Annotated in this window: 22 protein-coding genes, 2 pseudogenes and 1 riboswitch; of the genes and pseudogenes, 4 read left to right on the forward strand and 20 right to left on the reverse strand. The window is 34.7% G+C overall.

Features of this window, described 5'->3' with window-relative positions:
* Positions 1-146: 146 nt before the first annotated feature.
* Positions 147-557 carry a VOC family protein gene (locus MKY37_RS00340; protein WP_340779799.1) on the reverse strand — a complete coding sequence of 137 codons (411 nt, stop codon included), beginning with the start codon at positions 555-557 and terminating at the stop codon, positions 147-149.
* Positions 558-808: 251 nt separating this feature from the next.
* Between MKY37_RS00340 and MKY37_RS00345 the strand changes: the two genes are divergently transcribed.
* Positions 809-1252 (forward strand): hypothetical protein, encoded by a 444-nt coding sequence (locus MKY37_RS00345; protein ID WP_340772549.1) that lies wholly within the window; start codon positions 809-811, stop codon positions 1250-1252.
* Positions 1253-1450: 198 nt separating this feature from the next.
* Here the strand turns inward: MKY37_RS00345 and MKY37_RS00350 are convergent, their stop codons facing one another.
* The 6 genes and pseudogenes from MKY37_RS00350 to MKY37_RS00375 all read right to left on the reverse strand — a co-directional run bounded on the left by MKY37_RS00350 (position 1451) and on the right by MKY37_RS00375 (position 4915).
* Positions 1451-1960 (reverse strand): hypothetical protein, encoded by a 510-nt coding sequence (locus MKY37_RS00350; protein ID WP_340772552.1) that lies wholly within the window; start codon positions 1958-1960, stop codon positions 1451-1453.
* A 145-nt stretch (positions 1961-2105) separates the two neighbouring features.
* The gene (locus tag MKY37_RS00355; protein ID WP_340772554.1) at positions 2106-2447 is read right to left on the reverse strand and encodes a DNA translocase FtsK 4TM domain-containing protein; all 342 of its coding nucleotides are present in this window, start codon (positions 2445-2447) and stop codon (positions 2106-2108) included.
* Between the two features lie 236 nt (positions 2448-2683).
* Positions 2684-2836: a hypothetical protein gene (locus MKY37_RS00360; protein WP_340772555.1), complete on the reverse strand. Its 153-nt coding sequence runs from the start codon at positions 2834-2836 to the stop codon at positions 2684-2686.
* A gap of 454 nt (positions 2837-3290) precedes the next feature.
* A pseudogene (locus MKY37_RS00365) lies at positions 3291-3839 on the reverse strand (histidine phosphatase family protein); the annotation flags it as partial.
* Positions 3840-3855: 16 nt separating this feature from the next.
* A complete protein-coding gene (locus MKY37_RS00370) occupies positions 3856-4386 on the reverse strand; it encodes a GrpB family protein (RefSeq protein ID WP_340772557.1) in 531 nt (176 codons plus the stop codon).
* A gap of 16 nt (positions 4387-4402) precedes the next feature.
* Complete coding sequence (locus MKY37_RS00375; protein ID WP_340772558.1) at positions 4403-4915, reverse strand: DUF1572 family protein; 513 nt, start codon at positions 4913-4915, stop codon at positions 4403-4405.
* A 203-nt stretch (positions 4916-5118) separates the two neighbouring features.
* Here MKY37_RS00375 and MKY37_RS00380 point away from each other — a divergent pair, with 203 nt between their 5' ends.
* From MKY37_RS00380 to MKY37_RS00390, 3 genes are all read left to right on the forward strand, one after another.
* The gene (locus tag MKY37_RS00380; RefSeq protein WP_340772561.1) at positions 5119-6360 is read left to right on the forward strand and encodes a hypothetical protein; all 1242 of its coding nucleotides are present in this window, start codon (positions 5119-5121) and stop codon (positions 6358-6360) included.
* Between the two features lie 322 nt (positions 6361-6682).
* Positions 6683-7387: a metallophosphoesterase family protein gene (locus tag MKY37_RS00385; RefSeq protein WP_340772563.1), complete on the forward strand. Its 705-nt coding sequence runs from the start codon at positions 6683-6685 to the stop codon at positions 7385-7387.
* 395 nt (positions 7388-7782) lie between these two features.
* Positions 7783-9297 (forward strand): LysM peptidoglycan-binding domain-containing protein, encoded by a 1515-nt coding sequence (locus tag MKY37_RS00390; RefSeq protein ID WP_340772565.1) that lies wholly within the window; start codon positions 7783-7785, stop codon positions 9295-9297.
* 352 nt (positions 9298-9649) lie between these two features.
* Here the strand turns inward: MKY37_RS00390 and MKY37_RS00395 are convergent, their stop codons facing one another.
* The 13 genes and pseudogenes from MKY37_RS00395 to MKY37_RS00450 all read right to left on the reverse strand — a co-directional run bounded on the left by MKY37_RS00395 (position 9650) and on the right by MKY37_RS00450 (position 19178).
* Complete coding sequence (locus MKY37_RS00395; protein ID WP_340772567.1) at positions 9650-9796, reverse strand: hypothetical protein; 147 nt, start codon at positions 9794-9796, stop codon at positions 9650-9652.
* Positions 9797-9837: 41 nt separating this feature from the next.
* The gene (locus MKY37_RS00400; protein WP_340772568.1) at positions 9838-10275 is read right to left on the reverse strand and encodes a general stress protein; all 438 of its coding nucleotides are present in this window, start codon (positions 10273-10275) and stop codon (positions 9838-9840) included.
* 377 nt (positions 10276-10652) lie between these two features.
* The gene (gene metA / locus MKY37_RS00405; RefSeq protein ID WP_340772570.1) at positions 10653-11561 is read right to left on the reverse strand and encodes a homoserine O-acetyltransferase MetA; all 909 of its coding nucleotides are present in this window, start codon (positions 11559-11561) and stop codon (positions 10653-10655) included.
* A 74-nt stretch (positions 11562-11635) separates the two neighbouring features.
* Positions 11636-11741: riboswitch (SAM riboswitch) on the reverse strand.
* A 65-nt stretch (positions 11742-11806) separates the two neighbouring features.
* Positions 11807-12754 carry a methyl-accepting chemotaxis protein gene (locus MKY37_RS00410; protein ID WP_340779802.1) on the reverse strand — a complete coding sequence of 316 codons (948 nt, stop codon included), beginning with the start codon at positions 12752-12754 and terminating at the stop codon, positions 11807-11809.
* A pseudogene (locus tag MKY37_RS00415) lies at positions 12749-13336 on the reverse strand (cache domain-containing protein); the annotation flags it as partial. The pseudogene MKY37_RS00415 and the gene MKY37_RS00410, both read right to left, overlap by 6 nt.
* A 21-nt stretch (positions 13337-13357) precedes the next feature.
* Positions 13358-13807 (reverse strand): hypothetical protein, encoded by a 450-nt coding sequence (locus tag MKY37_RS00420; protein WP_340772572.1) that lies wholly within the window; start codon positions 13805-13807, stop codon positions 13358-13360.
* 151 nt (positions 13808-13958) lie between these two features.
* A complete protein-coding gene (gene abc-f, locus MKY37_RS00425; protein ID WP_340772574.1) occupies positions 13959-15827 on the reverse strand; it encodes a ribosomal protection-like ABC-F family protein in 1869 nt (622 codons plus the stop codon).
* Entirely contained in the window at positions 15799-16014 is a 216-nt protein-coding gene (locus tag MKY37_RS00430) for a hypothetical protein (protein ID WP_340772576.1), read from the reverse strand. The genes abc-f and MKY37_RS00430 overlap by 29 nt, the downstream gene beginning before the upstream one ends.
* Complete coding sequence (locus tag MKY37_RS22345) at positions 15947-16135, reverse strand: RAxF-45 family protein (protein WP_445323006.1); 189 nt, start codon at positions 16133-16135, stop codon at positions 15947-15949. The genes MKY37_RS00430 and MKY37_RS22345 overlap by 68 nt, the downstream gene beginning before the upstream one ends.
* A 5-nt stretch (positions 16136-16140) precedes the next feature.
* Positions 16141-16374, reverse strand: a complete 234-nt coding sequence (locus MKY37_RS00435; protein ID WP_340772579.1) for a hypothetical protein — start codon at positions 16372-16374, stop codon at positions 16141-16143.
* Between the two features lie 199 nt (positions 16375-16573).
* Entirely contained in the window at positions 16574-16966 is a 393-nt protein-coding gene (locus MKY37_RS00440; protein ID WP_340772581.1) for a sporulation protein, read from the reverse strand.
* Between the two features lie 5 nt (positions 16967-16971).
* Positions 16972-18165 (reverse strand): AI-2E family transporter, encoded by a 1194-nt coding sequence (locus MKY37_RS00445; protein WP_340772583.1) that lies wholly within the window; start codon positions 18163-18165, stop codon positions 16972-16974.
* Positions 18166-18236: 71 nt separating this feature from the next.
* Entirely contained in the window at positions 18237-19178 is a 942-nt protein-coding gene (locus tag MKY37_RS00450; RefSeq protein ID WP_340772586.1) for an LCP family protein, read from the reverse strand.
* Between the last annotated feature and the right edge of the window lie 66 nt (positions 19179-19244).

The raw sequence follows: 19244 nt of genomic DNA on the forward strand, positions 1-19244 counted from the left end.
ACGATTTTCTACTAAAGCTCCCATTAATTTAATAAGCAACTGTAACTCTGTTTCACATAATCTTCATAATGTACAACAAAAAAGCCAACACCATGTGCCAGCTTCCTCTTTCGGTTTATTGTGAGTTACTTAATGTTTAGAATAAATTATTTTAATGCACTTTCGTCCATGTAAAAAAGCTCCCAAAGATGACCGTCAATATCCTCAAAACTCCATCCATACATAAAACCATGGTCTTGTGGTTCCATTGAAGGTTTCCCACCTGCTTCTAAAGCCTTGTTTACAATCTCCACGACTTTTTCTTTACTATCAACAGATAGTGCCAAGATCGCTTCATTACTTCTTGTAGAATCAGCGATTTCTTTTTTCGTAAAAGTTTTAAAATGTTCTTCAACTAACAACATAGCAAATATATTATCACTAATAATCATACTTGCTGCAATCTCATTGGTAAACTGGGCATTGAATTCAAACCCCAATTTAGAGAAAAATTCCTTAGTCTTATTTAAATCTTTAACTGCTAAATTTACGAATATCTTATCAGCCTGAAACTCCATTTTACTCACCTCTACTATAGTATTGTCATCCACAATATAATTCTCTATTTCATTAATGAATTCCTTCAAAGAATAAAATTATTTTACAGAATCCGTTATGCGACATAAGAGGCTGGCTTTCTTTATTCAACTAAAATGCGGCGATAGTATTGTTGTTATTAAAACGTTACTTTTTTTCTATTTTTAAAAGAAATATTTGCTTGGGATAAGTTGATTTTTTCTAAACAAAATAAACATAAGGTGGTGTGATAATGAAAAAATTTTATGCAACATTAGTCTTACTTTTATGCTCCTTATTAGTTTTGGCTTTATCTGTTCCTGCCCAAGAAATAAAGTCGCCTAAAGTGCTCACTTACCATGGGGAAAGTGAAAATTGGGTGGGTGATTTTACACTTGAAATTTCTAAAGGGGCGATAACAAGACTAGGGAAGATAAAGTATCAAGGGGAAGATGTTGTTTCCGTAGGATGGGTTTCATGTACATTTGAAACAGGTATTGGCACATCAATAAGTAAAAGTCTATTAGCAGGGGTGCATCCACTAAATTCACCAAAAGGAGAAAAAGGTACCCTTACAAGTTATTCAGTAGCAGGAAGTAGTAATGAGCGTATTAGTACATATTCTAAAGTAAAAATTGTTAAAGTGACGGTGGAATGGGATGAGAAAACGGAATCATTTAATTTATACAAACAATAAAAATTAGTAGACAGATGTCGTCAATTACATCATTCTCTGTTGTTACAAATACACTATACAAACCTACTGTCACTGAAAACACAACCAAGTCAGTATATAAAAAGAAGGATAACTTTTTTACTAAACAGCCGCTTCAGTTCAAATAAGAAAAAAGGCTTTACCCCATCTTGAAGTATAGAACCCGTTACTTTGCATTAACTATTTACAGTAGCTAAAACTATTTGTAAGAACACTTGGTCCTAACTTACCTGTTTTGGAATTTGAAAGGCGTACCTGAACTTCGACATTCTTCATTTCTGCTGTTATTAAATCAAATCGCCCAGCCCAACTTGGGTCATTATCCTCTGGGGTTGGATAAAGTTTAAAACGCCAACTTATTTCTTTGGGAATAGACGCAAATCCTTCATAGCTATCGAAGTCACCATAAGTAGATGGTTTGGGAAGATGAACAGCAAGAATACTTATATTAGTTCTTGCAAAACTCGGTGGATTTAATTGCACTTTATAGATTAATGCAACACCTTTTGCATTCGTCATACTTTTGTCAACAGGCTCCAACATTAGACTACACGGCTCTGAAATGTCTTCTAATAATTGTTGGTTTTCTTTGTTTATTGCCTTTACTTTTGTTGGCTTTTCCCAAGTTACATATAACAACGTTGTTAGAGTTAAAAGTAAAAGTACATATATTAATAGTATTTTTTTCATCTAACCACCTACCTAATTTTAGGTAGTATATCCTTGTTGTAGGACAATATTCTTCTTCAACTAAAATGCCGCGTTAGTTCTATAAGAAAAAAGGCTTTACTCTTTACTCCTCTTGAAGTAAAGCATCCGTTAGCACAATAAGAAATTAAATTATTAAATGATGAACTTCACCTTTAATGAACATTAATAATCCCACCAAAGATAGTATTATACCCATAATAAATGTCCAAGGATTATCTTCTTTTTCCTTATCAAAAGTAAAAAAGGTAACTATACAAAAGGTAAGAGTAATAACAAAAAAAGGGTATTGGGGAAATAAGAAAGCAAATCCACTAATAATCATTCCAACCACTCCATACGGATTTTGAGATGGAATGCTATCCATATATTTTATATCATCATCGGATAAACCCTCGTTCCTGTCTCCCCATATGTCTATGTCCTTCCAGCTGTTGAGGATGTCGATAATTTTTTTAAATATCTTCATAAGTCACCACTTTTCAAATCATCGAACTTTTTTTCTCACAAATCCACAATGTCATTCTAGGGTGTTTTCATCAATTTGAACTTACCCATAATCGTGGCTTTTCACGATTAAGCATTAAGATTCGGTCATTACTTTTTAAAAAACATACATTATATTTAAACACTAAATCATCTCCACAATTAAATTAATTCTTTCTCTCATTATTCTTCAACTAGTATTGAACTAAAACTGCAGTGTTAATTCAATAAAAAAGCTACCCTACAGGTAGCCACTAGTTCAACTAAAGTACCAGTTAGTTGAAAAACCTCATTCTCTAAAAATTCTAGGCGTTTGTGGATTCTATAAACGATTGGCAGATATGTAATAACTATAATGATTAACCATTCCATTGATTTAGCACCTTCTTCGGTTCAGCCTTTATACAGAAAGTAACAAAACTTGCCGTCCACCCATGAGATTATCAATCTATATAGTAAAGTACACCACACATACATTCTATTTTAGGTGTTTATCATATAAAAAGGTACGTTATTTTTGTAATCTTTCATAATATTTTTGAGGTTCCGTAATTTGATTTTCCACAAAAAATCTAGTCATTTCCTTAAACATTTCCATATAATTCATGTCTAAACCTCTCTCACTCATTATCTGCGCCAATTGCTTTGTGTCACCGTCTACCTTAAAATGATCATTTAATAAATCTACTTCAATAGTTAATAACACCTGATCATGAAAAGTTATAGTACCAATCATTCTTTTACGTTCAAGATCCACTTTTTGAAAGTTAGTTTGTATTTCCGATTGTTTAAAAATAGTATAGCCAGAACTATTTGCAATTGATTCTTCATCCACTCTCTTCACAGCTATCATTTGCTGTTCATAAAAAGTGAGCTGATAGATGTCAGGCATTTCAAGCTGCTCCCAAAAACTAAAATCATAGGTCGGATCAAAATAATTCATGATTAACACCATTATATTTCCATGTGATCCTATTGCTACATTTTGTCCTGCATATTTCTTTAAAATCTCTTTTGTTGCACTGACACCTCTAGCTTGAGCATTATGATTAGACTCTCCGCTCGGTAGTGAAAAGTCGAAATCAGACCATACTTGTAGCATTGCTTTATTGAAATCAGCAACTGGTTGTTCGGATAAAATCCGTTCTTTCAGCTCATCGACAATTACTATTTCTTTTTCTAAATGTTTTGCTACTCCTTCAACCGTTTGAATCGCTCGCTTATAAGGACTCGATACAACAGCATCTATATTTTCTCGCATTAATAAATCCGTTATATGCTTAGCATCAACCAATCCCTGCTCTGACAATGACCTACCTAGCTCATCAACTGAATAATTGGAATGTGCATGTCTAACAAAATATAAGTTGGTTATCAATTCTATCTATCTCCTAGTTAATACGCTTAGCAAATATACTTTTTACAAATGGTTCCTTCAAATCTGTATACTTGTTTATATTAATATTTTTTTGTTTGGCACTGGTTATTTTGATATTAAGGTATTCAGCTCGTACTTCAACGTTTGAATTTAAAAAATTACGAAAGAATAGTTGGTTTTTCCATAATTCTTTATCATAATCAACCATATGAATGTAGTGAGTTTTTACTTCGTATGTATTATCTGTAAATTTAGCAAGAACTATCTCATCCGGCCTTTCGACTCGAAGTCTTAGAAATCCAATACTTTGTAATTTTTTGTATAATGCTTTATCTACTTTTGCAATATCATCTACGCCTATTAATATATCGATGATTGGCTTTGCAGTCATATTATTTATCGCGGTACTTCCTATATGTTCTATTCTATCTCCTTCAAACCCTGTGACATCCATTATTTCTATTTTTACTCTGTTGAACTCTTCTTTCCACTGGTTTGTGTAGGGTAATAACTTTACTTCGTTTTTTCCTAATCCTAGCTCCAAAATAACACCTCCATTACTAGCTTTGTTTTTTGGGAATAGATAGAGTGATCCATTTTTCTTTAGCTGAAACTTGTTTGGCAATGTAAATCACCTGGCCAACATGGGAGGATGTATGGGAAAGGCTTCTTATCACAGCTTCCATGACAGTGTGAGGTTCATTTCTAATAAATATAGTTTGTAGTAAATGTTCTGGTTTGATAACATCTAATGCATCTAAAAATACTTGGCAGCCTTCTGACCAAATTTCCAACAATTCCTCACGAGTTTGTATTGTACTTTCAAATTCTCCATCTCGATTTCTATTTGGTTTTTCGCCATCTGTAGTCAAAAAATCCGTCCAACGTGAAATCAGATTTCCACTCATATGCTTAATGATTACGTCTACACTATTCGAATGATTATTCGGAGTCCAAAATAGCTTATCTTTCTCCATCTGTGTTATAGCCTTTTCTGTATCCTGCATTAGATCTGAAAATTTTTTCCGAACAATTCGTATAAAATCAGTGTGTAAATCAGTTATCTCGTTCATAATAATCCTCTCCTTTTTCTGTATTTTCTCTCTTTATTATAATGCAACTATTCAGAAAAAACATATTCTCTTTTTATTTCACTGTAAATAGTTAGGATGACTTATTCATAATCTATTTTTCTCCATATTATGTAATAGAGAAAGAGATATTGTCTTTCTACAACTTCTAGTATTCGTACTAGTGTAAGAAAGGAGGAGAAATAATGGCAGAAAAAATATTTATCAATAACACATTAGCGACTTTTCAAATTACTCTCTTTGTACGTGAAGGAGAATTTCCTTATAACCAGGATGGAACTGTAACATTTACGCTTGAGCCTGGTGAAACAGAGAGTGTTACCTATGGTAGCGACACAAATATTTTTTTAAACGGACTAACAATCTTTACAATTTATGAAGGTGATCTTTTTAGTTCAGTAAAATTTGTAACAGCTCAAATGAGTGAATTAGATAACCTTCTCAATACAAATGACACGATAACTATTTCACAAGTAGAAACAGATTATGTATTATCTGGTACTAATATGTTCTTAGTTGCAGTAAATGATGCTCAAACAGTAGCTGAAATGCGAGCTGCAATTGAAGACCCTGGTTTAGGGCTAAATTTAACAGCTTACAACGCTCTTTCTGAAGCTCAGAAAGATGAAGTAGCAGAAGTACTGTTAAATACTAGACCTGTTGGGGGTTACCCTACCATTGCAAGTGTCCAAGCATCCCTTGATACAGCAATAAATGAGCTTGTTGATCCGAATAATATATACGTAAGCGCAGGAGCAGTAGGAGGAGACGGTAGTATAGCAAATCCTTTTGGTACTATCACCGAAGGAATTGCAGCCGTTAATCCTGGAGGAACCGTGCATATTTTAAGTGGCACATATCCAATCACTTCCCAAATTTTAGTCAACAAAATGGGGATAACCTTATTAGGTGAACCAGGTACAACCCTAATGCTTCAAGCAGATATTATCGCTATATTAGTAACTGCAACTGATACGACGATTAACGGCTTAACAATAACTAGCGATATTCCATATGCAAAGGAATTCATCCAAGTTGGTGGTACAAATACAACTTTATTAAATATTACAATATTTGGTCCACCGCAAGCATTGCCAATGGCAAACTGGGTAGTGAACCGGGCAGTAGTGCCACAAGGAGGCATAAACTTTACTGTTGAGGGTAATACATTCTATTCATTACGAACTGGGATATATATCAACCCAAATGTAACCGGCGAAATAAACAATAATGTAGTATATAACACAAAAGGCGGCTTCTTAGTTGATAGAGCCTTCACCACTTTTGTAGGCAACTCATGGGGTATTCCAATGAATGAGTTTGATATCGTATTATTTGCCGGCACAACTACCGGACCACCATATGATAATCTTCCAGCCCTTAGCGCAGCAAATAATAATGCAACCATATCTGATCAACGTGTTTAACAATCGGTAACAGTGACGAGGCTGGTACAGAATCCCAAAACAGCATTTTTCTCTGTGAGAAAAATGCTGTTTTTTTTGCTGTGTACAAAATTGATTTCCATTCCAGGGACGCTTTCCACGGGCGTGGCCTGAGCCTGTAGTCTCAGGAGTCACGCTATTAATAAAATTTCTACTTCTGTCCCAGTCTCTTTTTTTTGCATTTCATTTGAATAGTACCAGGTTCTCAGTTAAGAAACATATTCAGTAGACGGAAATACTAGTTTTCAGTTACTCTGTGAATAGTTAATAATAGAACATATCCAATTAGAAAGAAGCGAAAAAAATGAAAAGAACCCTTGTAATAAGTGATATTCACGGTGAATTAGAGAAGTTTGAACAATTGCTTAGCGAAGTAGAATACGATTCAGAAAATGATCAATTAATCTTATTAGGTGATTACGTGGACCGGGGACCAAATGCAAAAGGTGTCATCGAAAAAGTAATGAGCTTACAAGAAAGTGGAGCACAATTACTGAAGGGTAATCATGAAGATATGATGATAAAAGCGTTAACGACAGAAGCAGAAAGGTCATGGAACCATTGGGTAAAGTTGTGTGGTGGAGATAAAACGTTATTTAGCTATGGTTTCTCTGAAATTGATCTTGCTGTAAGTGAAGAAAAATTTCAAAAACCAATATTACAATCAACTGTACTACAGCAACACTTAGAATTTGTTCAGGGATTAGAAAATTACATAGAAACCTCCGACTATATTTTTGTCCATGCCGGTGTACACCCAACGACACCTATTTCTGAGACAAATCCACATGTCTTAATGTGGATTCGAGACGAATTTTATAAAAATTATGACGGGGAAAAGATTATCATATTTGGGCATACAGAAACAAGCTCACTTCATGGAGAAGCAGAAAATTACAATGTCTACTTTGGAAGTAATAGAATCATAGGGATTGATGGTGGAGCTGTATACGGTGGACAATTGAATTGTTTAGAGTTACCTAGTCTGAAAGTGTATAAGGTAAAATAAAATCGTTATATTAACCCCTCCCAAAAGGAACGGGGTTAATATTTTTGTAGTAGCAATTACAGTATTGTTAGACCCATCATTTACTGAAACATTATTACTTCCAGAATTGACTATATAAAATTTGTTAATTGATGCAGGACCGGTTGCTCTAGTACCCCTTTCCATTTTCACTACCCATAAACAATGGATTACTAGATAAAATGATTTTACCATTTTTAATATTGATTCTCTTAATTATTGGAGAATCAGGTATCCAACATCAAGGCAGCATTTACTACCGCACCCTATTTTGCATTGGTTAAACTTCCACAAAGTACCTGTATCTATTAATTTAAATTCATAGTAATCTATGAAAGTTATACTACTACTTTCAAACTAGAGGAGAATGGGTTTAAGTGAGAAAAGTACTTCCTATTTTTATTATATTTTTCTTATTTCTAAGTTTTGGTCCTATAAAAAGTACAGCTGCTGGTAATTCCCTTTCAGTTGGAACTGTTCAAATAGATAATGTTAACGTATTAAGTTTACCTAAACAAGGTTCGACTATTATCACCACTTTAAAAAAAGGGGAAGAATTCCCTATCCTTTCCACTGCTTTAGGAGACTCTTCTACCGTTATCATGCATACTGTAATTTCAGGAAATACATTATGGAAAATTTCAAACCAATACGGGATTCCAATAAGTGAACTTCAAAAGACAAACAAGCTTACTTCCACAGAAATCCGAATTGGACAGAAAATAATAATTCCACAAACACATAAACAATATACTGTTATGAATGGTGATACTTTATGGAAAATTTCCAAAAAGTTCGAAGTAGCTATCACTGATCTAACCAAATTGAACAATCTACAATCTGCAGACCTAGTTATCGGACAAAAATTAAACATTCCCGATTATTACGTACAAGTTCAGTTGTTAGGTGGTAAAAAAGGCTGGGTTAATAAATCACTTTTAAAACAAAAGAATCAACAACGAATCGTAATGGGTTGGAAGTATAATGGAAGTCCCCAAAATTATGCCCAACAATTGAACCATTCGAATTTAAATGTGGTGTCACCCCGTTGGTATACTTTAAGCAATACAGGAACTTTTGTTTCCATTACAGCCGATACAAAATATCTGAAGGATGCACATAGCAAGGGCAAAGAAGTATGGCCACTATTTGGGAATAAATTCGACCCTGTTTTAACTGATTCAATATTAAGTAATCCTACAAAACGTCAAAAATTAGTGTCAACTCTCAAAGATTCTTTAGTCCAAACAAAAAGCGATGGAATAAATGTGGACTTTGAAAACATCGATCCGAAAAACAAACAAGATTTTGTCCGCTTCGTAACCGAACTTAAAAAAGCGCTTCAGCCACATGGAATTAAAGTATCTGTTGACGTTACTCGTGAAAACGGAGATCCTTTTTGGTCTGGTAGTCTCGACCGCAAAGCATTAGGTCAGGCTGCTGACTATATCATTATGATGGGTTATGACGAGCATTGGGGAGGTAGCCCAGTAGCGGGATCTGTAGCGTCTATGCCATGGGTTAAAGAAGGCGTTGAACTTCTAATGAAAGATGTACCATCTCATAAAATCGTCTTGGCAATACCCTTCTACACAAGAGAATGGGTTACCAATTTAACGACAAAAAAAGTGAAAAGTATCGATCGCACAATGAGTGAGGTAGAGCAAATTATCTCTTCAAAACGTCTTATAAAAGTTTGGGATCAAAATACCCAACAAAATTATGTAGAATATACTGCAAACGGAGAAAAGCACCAAATATGGGTGGAGGATAAACAATCTATCAAACTTCGTATCAACATCGCAACCCAATTTAACCTAGGCGGCGCAGCTGCTTGGTACATTGGCTCTGAAACTCCTGATATTTGGAATGTATACCATTTCAATAAGTAATTTGGAGTAGGAAACCGTCTATAGAATTTGAAACTCTTTCTTCAACCTGGGTCCATTATTTAGATGGACTCAGGTTGTTTTTATTATTCCCTTTCAGTAAAAGGTACCGGGTTCTCCTTGTATGAGAACCCGGTACCCAGCGCTAGTCCAATAAGAACAAATAAAAATGTTCGCATACTTATAATAGTTGCTATCCTACTTTTATGTTTTTCACTAGTATATAGATAGCAAAAGAAGTTAATTGCCTATATGAGGTAGACAATTAACTTCTCTTTCTTTTTAAACGCATTTTATAGTGACTTCCTAATAAGTCAAAGACATAATTTAAGTGATTCAATTTATAAGGTAGTACCTACCTTGGTGTTGATTCCACAACATCTCCATATTGATACACATCATAGAATCCAACTGTGCCACTACCCCCGTCAACAACTAAATCTTTACTTTGTACTTTCAAAGAATAAAATACTTTTCCATTTGAGTCTTCTTGTAAAATCACTGTGTGTTATTAATGCAAACATCTGAAAGTTCAATCCGTCCTCATTCTTTGGGATGAAGAAATACCAGAATTTTACCAGCCTGAGCGTCATTAGAATAGCTTTCGGCTTCATCATCAGGAACTCCAATCTCCATAAGAGTATGCTTTAACCCGCCAGCACCAGAGTTGGCCCCTATAACTGCTCCACCAATTGTTGTTATAATAGGACCTGCAGCCAACACAGCGCCAAATCCAGGAATCAATACAGTGGATAACCCTGCGATCACGCCAGCTATGCCAATTGCTCCTCCTGTTACAGCTCCAGCAATGACTCCATCCTTAATAGAGGATTTTACTTCCTGTGTGATTCCAGATAGTTCTTTTATATTTTTACCAATAACTGAAATTTCTTCATTTGTATAGCCTTTCTCTTTTAAATCTTCAACCACTTCAGCAGCTTCTTGTTCATTTTCGTATGCGCCAATAACATGATTTTTCAATAAAGATTACCTCCTGTTTGCTTCAGCTAAGTATTCTTTACCCGTTCTTTAGTTCTTTTAGACACATTCACGTTCAAGCTTCACTCTTTGTAAAATTACGAATATTATAAATGCTTCTCACATTCCCTCTGCAAGGTTAAGTCTTGATAATTTCTCTTTATCTACCCAAAATATACTATCTTCATCAGTTTTATCAAGATTTTTAAACCTATGGATTACAACTTAAAAAAGTCGATTTCATGAAATAAGAAATCGACTTTTATGGACTTGTTTTCAATTAATCAATACTCACACTAAGGTTCTATTTGCCTTACTGTTTCCCTTTATGTTAAAAAAGATACTTTTTCGTCATGAATAACTAAGCTGACCTTTCAAAGTCATTCCCATTCATATGGAGTTTCTTGGTACACATAATAATTCAACCAATTGGAAAAAAGCAGATGTGTATGTGAGCGCCATAAATTCAATGGTTTTTGTGTTGGATCATCATTCAGAAAATAGTTTTCTGGCACATCGATTTCCACACCTTTTTCGATATCTCTTTGATATTCGTCAGAAAGTGTAGTTGCATCATATTCTAAGTGACCGGTAATCATAATATGCTTTTTATCCATCGATATTACTAGGAAAACACCTGCATCTTCTGAATTGGAAAGCAATGTCAATCGTGAATCTTGTTTAATCTCGTCGTAGGACACGGTTGTGTAACGTGACACTGGCGCGTAAAATTCATCATTAAATCCTCGAACTAACTGTACGGTTGGATCGGATAACCGATGACTAAACACTCCAAAACATTTTTTCGGCAGGTCATATTTACCGATACCGTAATGATGATAAAGTGCTGCCTGCGCCCCCCAACAAATATGCAGAACAGAAGTCACATGCGTTTTGGTCCAATCCATTATTTCAGTCATCTCGCTCCAATAATTAACGTGTTCAAATGGTAGATGTTCAATTGGGGCACCAGTGATGATCATACCATCATATCTTCGATGTTCGATCTCCTTAAACGTCGTATAGAAAGTATCCAAATGAGTTTTACTAACATTTTTTGAATCATGGGTTGCCATATGTAAAAATGTCACATTTACTTGTAAAGATGTATTTCCCAATAAACGCAGCAATTGAAGCTCGGTTTTCTCTTTTTCTGGCATAAGATTCAAGATAATTATATTTAATGGGCGTATATCTTGGGTTATTGCTCGATCAGTATCCATGATAAATATCTTCTCTTTTTTAAGATGTTCAGCTGCTGGCAATTGTTTAGGTATATTTATTGGCAAGTAGTTCTCCTCCTCTAAATTCAAAAACCCTCTTTCCTATTAATAAGAAAAGAGGGTGAACTTTTTGCTCTCGATTCTTATCTTTCAAGAAATTATCTTGTAGGAGTTAGCACCTTTCTGACAGATCAGAGGTTGCTGAAGCTTCAACGGGCCATGTCCCTCAGCTTCTCTTGATAAGAGTTATTAAATTATATTGTTCTTCATTAGAGAATATTAACATTTGTTTTCAAATAATTCAACCTCTTTTAAACTTTAAAACGATTCACTGCATCAGCTAGTTTATCGCTAAGCTCCGTTAAGGTCTCAGACGCTTCCGCTACTGATTGGATTGCTCGAAGCTGTTCATCGGATGATGCACTCACTTCTTCACATGCCGCAGCAGTTTGCTCCGAAGTTGCGGCCATCACTTGAATTGTATCTACGACTTGATCCTTATAGTTGGAAATCTGTTCGATTTCTGCTGACACTGTATCAATGGAAGTTCGCAAACTATTCATCAGCAAAGATATTTCACTGAATGTCACTTCCGTATCGGTTACAATAGACCCTTGTTTTTGGAACGTTTTAATGGTGTTTGCCATTTGTTCCCCCACAATATGGGATTCACTTTGTAGTTCTGTAATAGTATGTTTTACTACCTCTGTTGCTTTTGCAGATTGCTCTGCAAGTTTTCGTACTTCATCTGCCACAACTGCAAATCCTTTTCCATGCTCCCCTGCACGAGCTGCTTCAATACTTGCATTCAATGCGAGCAGATTCGTTTGTGCAGAGATTTCCATAATAGTTTCCATAACACTACTAATCGCTTTTACTTTAACTTCTAAAGTAGTAAACAACGTAGACATAGAAGTAAGATTAGATTCCCAGCTATGAAAGGATGTTTTCAATTCACTCATTTGCTTTTGTCCATTTGTATTCATGGTGTTTGCTTTTGTAGCTATCTCCGTCATCATTACTGATTTTTCATTGATAAGATTGATTTGTTCACTTAAGTGAACTGAACTCTCCGTTACTTCTCCAGCATCTTCTGCGGATTTGGAGGCACCTTCTGCGATTTCACTAACAGCTAAAGATACTTGTTCCGCAGAAGCATTTGTTTCTTCCGCTACTGCACTTAAACTTTCAGAATTCGACTGCACGTTATTAGCCGACTGTTTTACTACTTGAATAATTTCATTCATATTTGTAGCCATTTTGTTAAAGTTTATTGCTAACTGACCAATTTCATCCTTGGTTTTTATATTTGCTTGAACCGTTAAATCTCCATCAGCAATAAAATCCATCAACTTTTTTAGCTGTTCGATTGGTTTTAAAATACGACTGATGATGAAATATAAGACAATAAATATCAATGCCTCAATAGATAATACAATAGTGATAAGCAATGTACGAATGCTGTCTGCAGTTTGATTTATCTTACTTTCCTCGTAAACAGCCCCTAGTTTCCAATCTAATCCTGGTAATGAGCTAAATATAGTAATAGTACCGTCATTTACGTCAGTTATCTCTCCATTATCAGTGGAGTTAGAAATCATCGTTTCAACGGATGAATACTCGGATAGATTTTCACCAAATAAAGTTGGATGAACGATAGCGTTCCCATCCGCATCCACAATAATCGGATAGCCACCATAGCCTAAATCATTGTTTGCTATTGTTTCTGTTAACTTCGATAGTAGAATGTCAATAGCAAGCACACCGACCACTTTACCATCTTTAATAACTGCTTTTGCACCAGAAATAGCATATTCCCCGGTAGCAGCATCTACAAAAGGTCTTGACCAGCTAAAACTATCTTAGTTTGAAACAGCGTTTATATACCATTCCCTTGAAGTAGGATCAAAACCTGCTCCAAGGTCTGATTCCGGAATTATTTCGATCGATTTATCTGGTAGAGCTATATACACAGAAGCCACAGCGTCATATAAAGAAACAAATTCATTAAATCTAATATCTAATTGTTTCTCTAATTGATTGGCTAACATGTGATCAGTCGCTTTAGCGCTATTTTGAAAATCTACAATTTCATTGGAAGTGGATAATTGTAGAAGACCTTTTTCATATACAGCTAAATAATTCTGAATGGTAGTCGACATCTCATCAACTATAACATGGCTTTGATCAATTAAATCTTTCTTCGTCTTTTCGCTTATAGTGCTCGTACTAATTGTTATTAATGGTGCCATACTTATAATAATTAAAGCCATTACAGCAACAATTATTTTCCACTTAATAGATTTCCTCATGTTACAACTTCTTTCTGCAAGTATTGAATATGCCCCGATATGAATATTTCATATATAAGTATATTTATACTATAATATCGGTTCAATATATGAGAATGTTAATATAACATTATAGGATTTTAGATATTAAGTTTGAGTTTCGGAATAGTTATCATCCTTCATACTCCAACCATTCCATCATTAAAATTTCTAATTTTTGTTCGTTTGACCGGATAGATTCCAATAGCTTTTCATATATTTCCCAGTCACTTTCTATCTCCATTTTTTCTTTTAAAATGGAAATTTCTTCTTCTATTGCTGAAATCTTATCTTCGATCTTTTGTTCTTTATCCTGTTTTTTCGTAGGTTGTACGATCTTTACTTTTTCCGCTATTATCTCACCAATTTCTTGCTTAGATTGAATTTCTCCCCACTTTATTCTTGCCCACTCATATGGTCCCTCAAAAGTAGTTAGCTGTCCCTGCTCCAACCAAGCAGTTTTCGGAAATAGTTTATTTAAAAAATATCGGTCATGTGACACAGCCAATATAGTTCCATCAAAATCCGCTAAAGCATCCTCTAGTACTTCTCTCGAATCGATATCCAAGTGGTTCGTCGGTTCATCGAGTATCAGTAGATTTATATCCTGATGCATGAGTTGTGCCAAACGAAGCCTCATTCGCTCTCCTCCACTTAAATCACCTATTCTTTTGAATACATCAGGTCCATAAAACATAAACCTTGCGAGAATATGTCGTGCATCACCCTCAAACATATTCAGTTCACCTCGAAATACATCAATTAGTCTAGCCTTCGGATCCTGAATTTCGAAATGCTGGGATAAATAACCTACACGGACATTACTACCGAGCCTAGCTTCTCCGTTATCAATAGGTATCTCACCCCTCAATATATTTAATATGGTGGATTTTCCTGAACCGTTTCGACCGACAATAGCAACTCGATCCTTCCAGTAAAGATTAAGCTGTGCATTTTCTAATAAGACCTTATCACCAAATGATTTATGAACATTTTTCATCATGACTACTTCTTTACCACTTCTAGATGCGAATTCAAATGAAAGCTCCATTTTTTTCGGATCGATTAATGGTTTTCTCACTTTCACCATTCGTTCTAAAGCTCTTTCCATGTTACGTGCCTGGCGAAATAGCTTTGGATTTGGTGGCACCGCTTCATTTGCCCACTGTCTTAGACGTCTTATTGCTTCTTTCATTTTTTTGATCTTTTTCTGCTGTTCCTCATACTCCTGGAACTCACGCATTAATCTAGCTTCTTTTTCTAAAGTATACGAAGAATAATTTCCATGATAAAGAGAAAGCTCTCCTTCCTCTAGATCAGCAATCTTGGTCACAACCTTATCTAAGAAATAACGGTCATGCGCAATGATAACAACAGTTCCAGAATAGCCAATCAAATATTGTTCCAGCCATTCTACAGCAAATAAATCTAGATGATTGGTTGGTTCATCCAACAGTAAAATATCTGGATTCGACAGCAGTATCTTCCCTAGCATTATTTTCGTCTGTTCCCCACCACTTAAATTAGTAAAAGACTGATTAACAAATCCCGAAAGCTGAAGACCTTGCACCACTTTTTCAATTTCAGAATCCATTGTATAACCGCCTAAAAGCGTGAATTGTTCTTGAATTTCTCCGTATTGTTGGAGAAGACGTTCCATCTCCCCAGACTCTAGAGTTGCCATTTGTTGTTCCATTTGGATCATTTTTTTTAGCAGCTCAGCAATACTTTGAAAAGCAAAATGGAGAACATCAAGACCAGTTACCTCTTCTGAATAAGTTGGTATTTGAGCCAGATAACCGATTGATGTACCTTTCTTAAAGTGAATAGATCCTTCGTCAGGGCTTTCAATACCGGCCAACAATTTGAATAAAGTAGTTTTACCAGTTCCATTTCGACCAACAATGGCTAATCTATCTCCCGTTTTAATCTCTAGCGACAATTCTTCAAAAATTGTATTTCCTCCGAGCATTTTAGTTATATTTTGTATTGTACATATCATTATGAACGCTTCCCTTCGTTTCTTTATAAGCTGGAAGCGAGTCTTTTTTCGCAACAAAAAAAGACTGTCTAAAAAGCACAGTCTTTTCGCTACCTTGTTGGATCCGAAAGAATGACTTCTCAGCTATGGATATTACTATGGAAATGGCTAAAAATAGACAGACCTGTCCCGTTGCTACCATTTTCATGAGTAATTGCACAAGAAGTGGATAAAAATTCCAACATAAATAATTGTGCATTCATAGCGTTTTTCATTCTTTCTTCACCTCCGTTCAAATTAGTTAAATAAATAATAGCATAACTATTCATACAATTCAATCGTTATTTTCAGCTGGTTTTTCAATAGTCGGGTCATTGAAACCATCTATTTTTGGAACTCCTACATCATTTTCTTCGTTTACTTCTTCATTCCCAGTGTTAGGAACTTCTTTATCTTGTCCATTTAATTGTGTCTCTGGGTTTGCTGGTTCATTGGATTCCCTCTGGGATCCACATGCTGTAAGTATGAAAAATGAAATAATTAGTATTGAAAACAATTTTTTATTCATCGTTAGTTGCCTCCCAATTTATTATTAGAATGCACAACCTTTAAGTGTTTATACTACATATTTTTTATTGTAAGCATGGGAAATAGGCAAATTTTCCGTTTCACAAGTAAACGTTTTATAAAAGTAAGTGAACTACTAGATATCGCAATTTCATTTTTTAATAGAAAAAAACTCCAGCACGATGCTGGAGTTTCAAATTTCATTCCTCAATATCAAAATATATCTCGTCTTCATCGTTATACTCAGATCCATTTTCGAATAACACGGTCGTTCTTAAAATGAGTTTTGTTACTTCCTCGTTTTTTTCTGGAATCCATCTTTCATCTGGCATAATCTCAAAAGGTATCATTTGCATGTCTTTGGATGCAGCTGCTCCTACCAACTCTATAGAATGTTTCGATACGATTTTGGGATTTTCACTATTAGTTAGTTTAAATACCTCTAATTTAATATTTTCAACCGATTCATCGTGCACTCCTTCTATATATATAGTACCCGATAGATTAATACCATGTTCAATATAAGGATGGTCAACAATCGTGTCTATCTTTATAGATTTTACTTTTATGGAAGATTCAAATTTCTTCGCCATTACTCTCAATCCACCTTGTGATTTGTATACTCATAATGATTTTCAATAACTGGTTCAAACTTATTATACCGTTTTTTAAACAATGTATAGAAGTGGGAAACGATAACTTTTAAAATCGCATATCCTGGAATCCCTAAAATAACTCCTGGAACTCCAAATAAGGAACCAGCTGTAATAAGGACAAAAATTATTGTAATCGGGTGAACATGTAATGATTTACCCATAATTTGTGGAGATATAAACTTGCCTTCTATTAATTGTACAATTGTCCAAACGATTGCTAATCCTACAAGCAATAATGGAGAAGTTACTAACGCAATGATAGCTGCTGGTGTAATAGCAATAACTGGACCCAAATAAGGTACAACACTTGTAACCATTGCTATAACTCCGAGTAAAAGCGCATACGGCATTTGAATAATGGCAAATCCAATATAAATCATTAGACCGATACACATAGATACGAGTATTTGACCTTGAATATAAGAACTGATTTGTCTATCTATACCAGTAAATACCTCTCGAAGATCATCCCGCATTCTTGGTGGAAATAGCTTCATGACATAGTTAGGTAGTTTTTCTCCATCTTTTAATAGATAAAATACTATAAACGGAACCGTTACAATTGCTAACACGAAGCTTGTTAAAACTCCTACAATGGAGGAGATTCCAGTCGCAATTCCAGTGACAGTATTTTGAACAAAGTCTCCAATTTCAGCTGGCAGCCCATTTAAAACCGAAGTAACGTCATTTTCAATTTGTAAATAATATTCCTGGAAAATTGATGTTCGCAAAAAATTATCTAAGTCATTAAATAACTGGATAAAATAAGTAGGTAACTCTTCTACTAGCTTAAAGACCTGTCCCTTTAAAAAAGGAAATACTAGAAAAACTAGTAAAGTTATTAGCCCGATTAATACTAAGAAAATAATAAGAATTCCCCAGACACGTTTAATTTTTACTTTTTCCAATAAACGCAATATCGGTCGTAATAAGTAATACATAATAACAGCTAAAATAATCGGTAAAATTACATTACCCAGAAAGACCGTTAATGGTACGAAAATAAAGGAAATTTCATCATAAATCATGATAACGAGACCAATCATGAGTAAAAGAATTAATGAAAAGACTGTATTACGTCCACCTAAAAATTTTATGTATCTTGTAGAAAAAAAAGAAGGTTTTTCTGGCTCCACTTCTATCAAACTTCCTTTCTATATATATTTATTTTACGGAGGAAAAATAAGAATGGCAATCTTGAAGCACCTTATTTTTCTAAAAACTCTGTAATTGCTTCTTTATTCATATCTTTATCGAGTTCAATGACCGATCCAGCATGACTATAGTTCTTAAATGAATAAGTTCCTTCCACTGGGATTGTCATTTTTTCCATTTCTAATTTACCGCTTACAATTGCGTCTAACACTCGTTTTGTTTTGTCTGAACGAGAATAATCCGTTTGGATATATCCCTCAGTCGCACCAATGAATTTGGGTAAATTTGGAATATTTTCTATTGATAACAACTCATCTTTTAAGATTTCCATCACAAGCTGTTGCCTACCTACTCGTCCAAAGTCCCCTTCAGCATCTGAGCGGAAACGCGCATAACCAAGTAATTCTTGCCCATTTAGATTCTGTTGTCCTTTGTTTAAAGTTACACCAATCTTTTCAGACATATCCTTCTCTACATTAACTGGAACACCATTTGGTGCAATAATATCCACTAGAGATTCAAAGCTACTAAAATCAATTAATGCATAGTGATGAATTGGTAAGTCGAACATCTCTTGAATTGTATCTTTCAATAATTGTACTCCGTCTAAGTAAAATGCTGTATTTAGTTTATAGGATTGGTAACCTGGGATATCGGCATATATATCACGCATGAAAGAAATAACTTTTACATCATTATTTTGCTTATCCCAAGAGAAAATCATCATCGTATCTGTACGCGACTTATCTTCCCCTCGAGAATCCACACCGAGAACTAAGATATTCTCACGTTCTCCTTGTTTAAGTACGTCCCCTTTGAAATCCATTGGCTCCTTTTGTGTTGTATCCGCTAATTTATAGCCACTTGAATATTGAGTAAATGTATAAATACCAATTCCTATAGCTAAAAACAGTAAAATAACAAATAATATGCGTCCTATTCTTGGACGTCTTTTTCTTCTACGTCTTCTAGTTTGTTGTAATTCTTCTTCCATCTTGAAATCTCTCCTTTATACCCTAATAATAACGTATTTCTGCTTTGAAAAGTTTCAGATTTTTGT

The organism is Psychrobacillus sp. FSL K6-2836 (assembly GCF_038003085.1).
GTDB lineage: Bacteria > Bacillota > Bacilli > Bacillales_A > Planococcaceae > Psychrobacillus.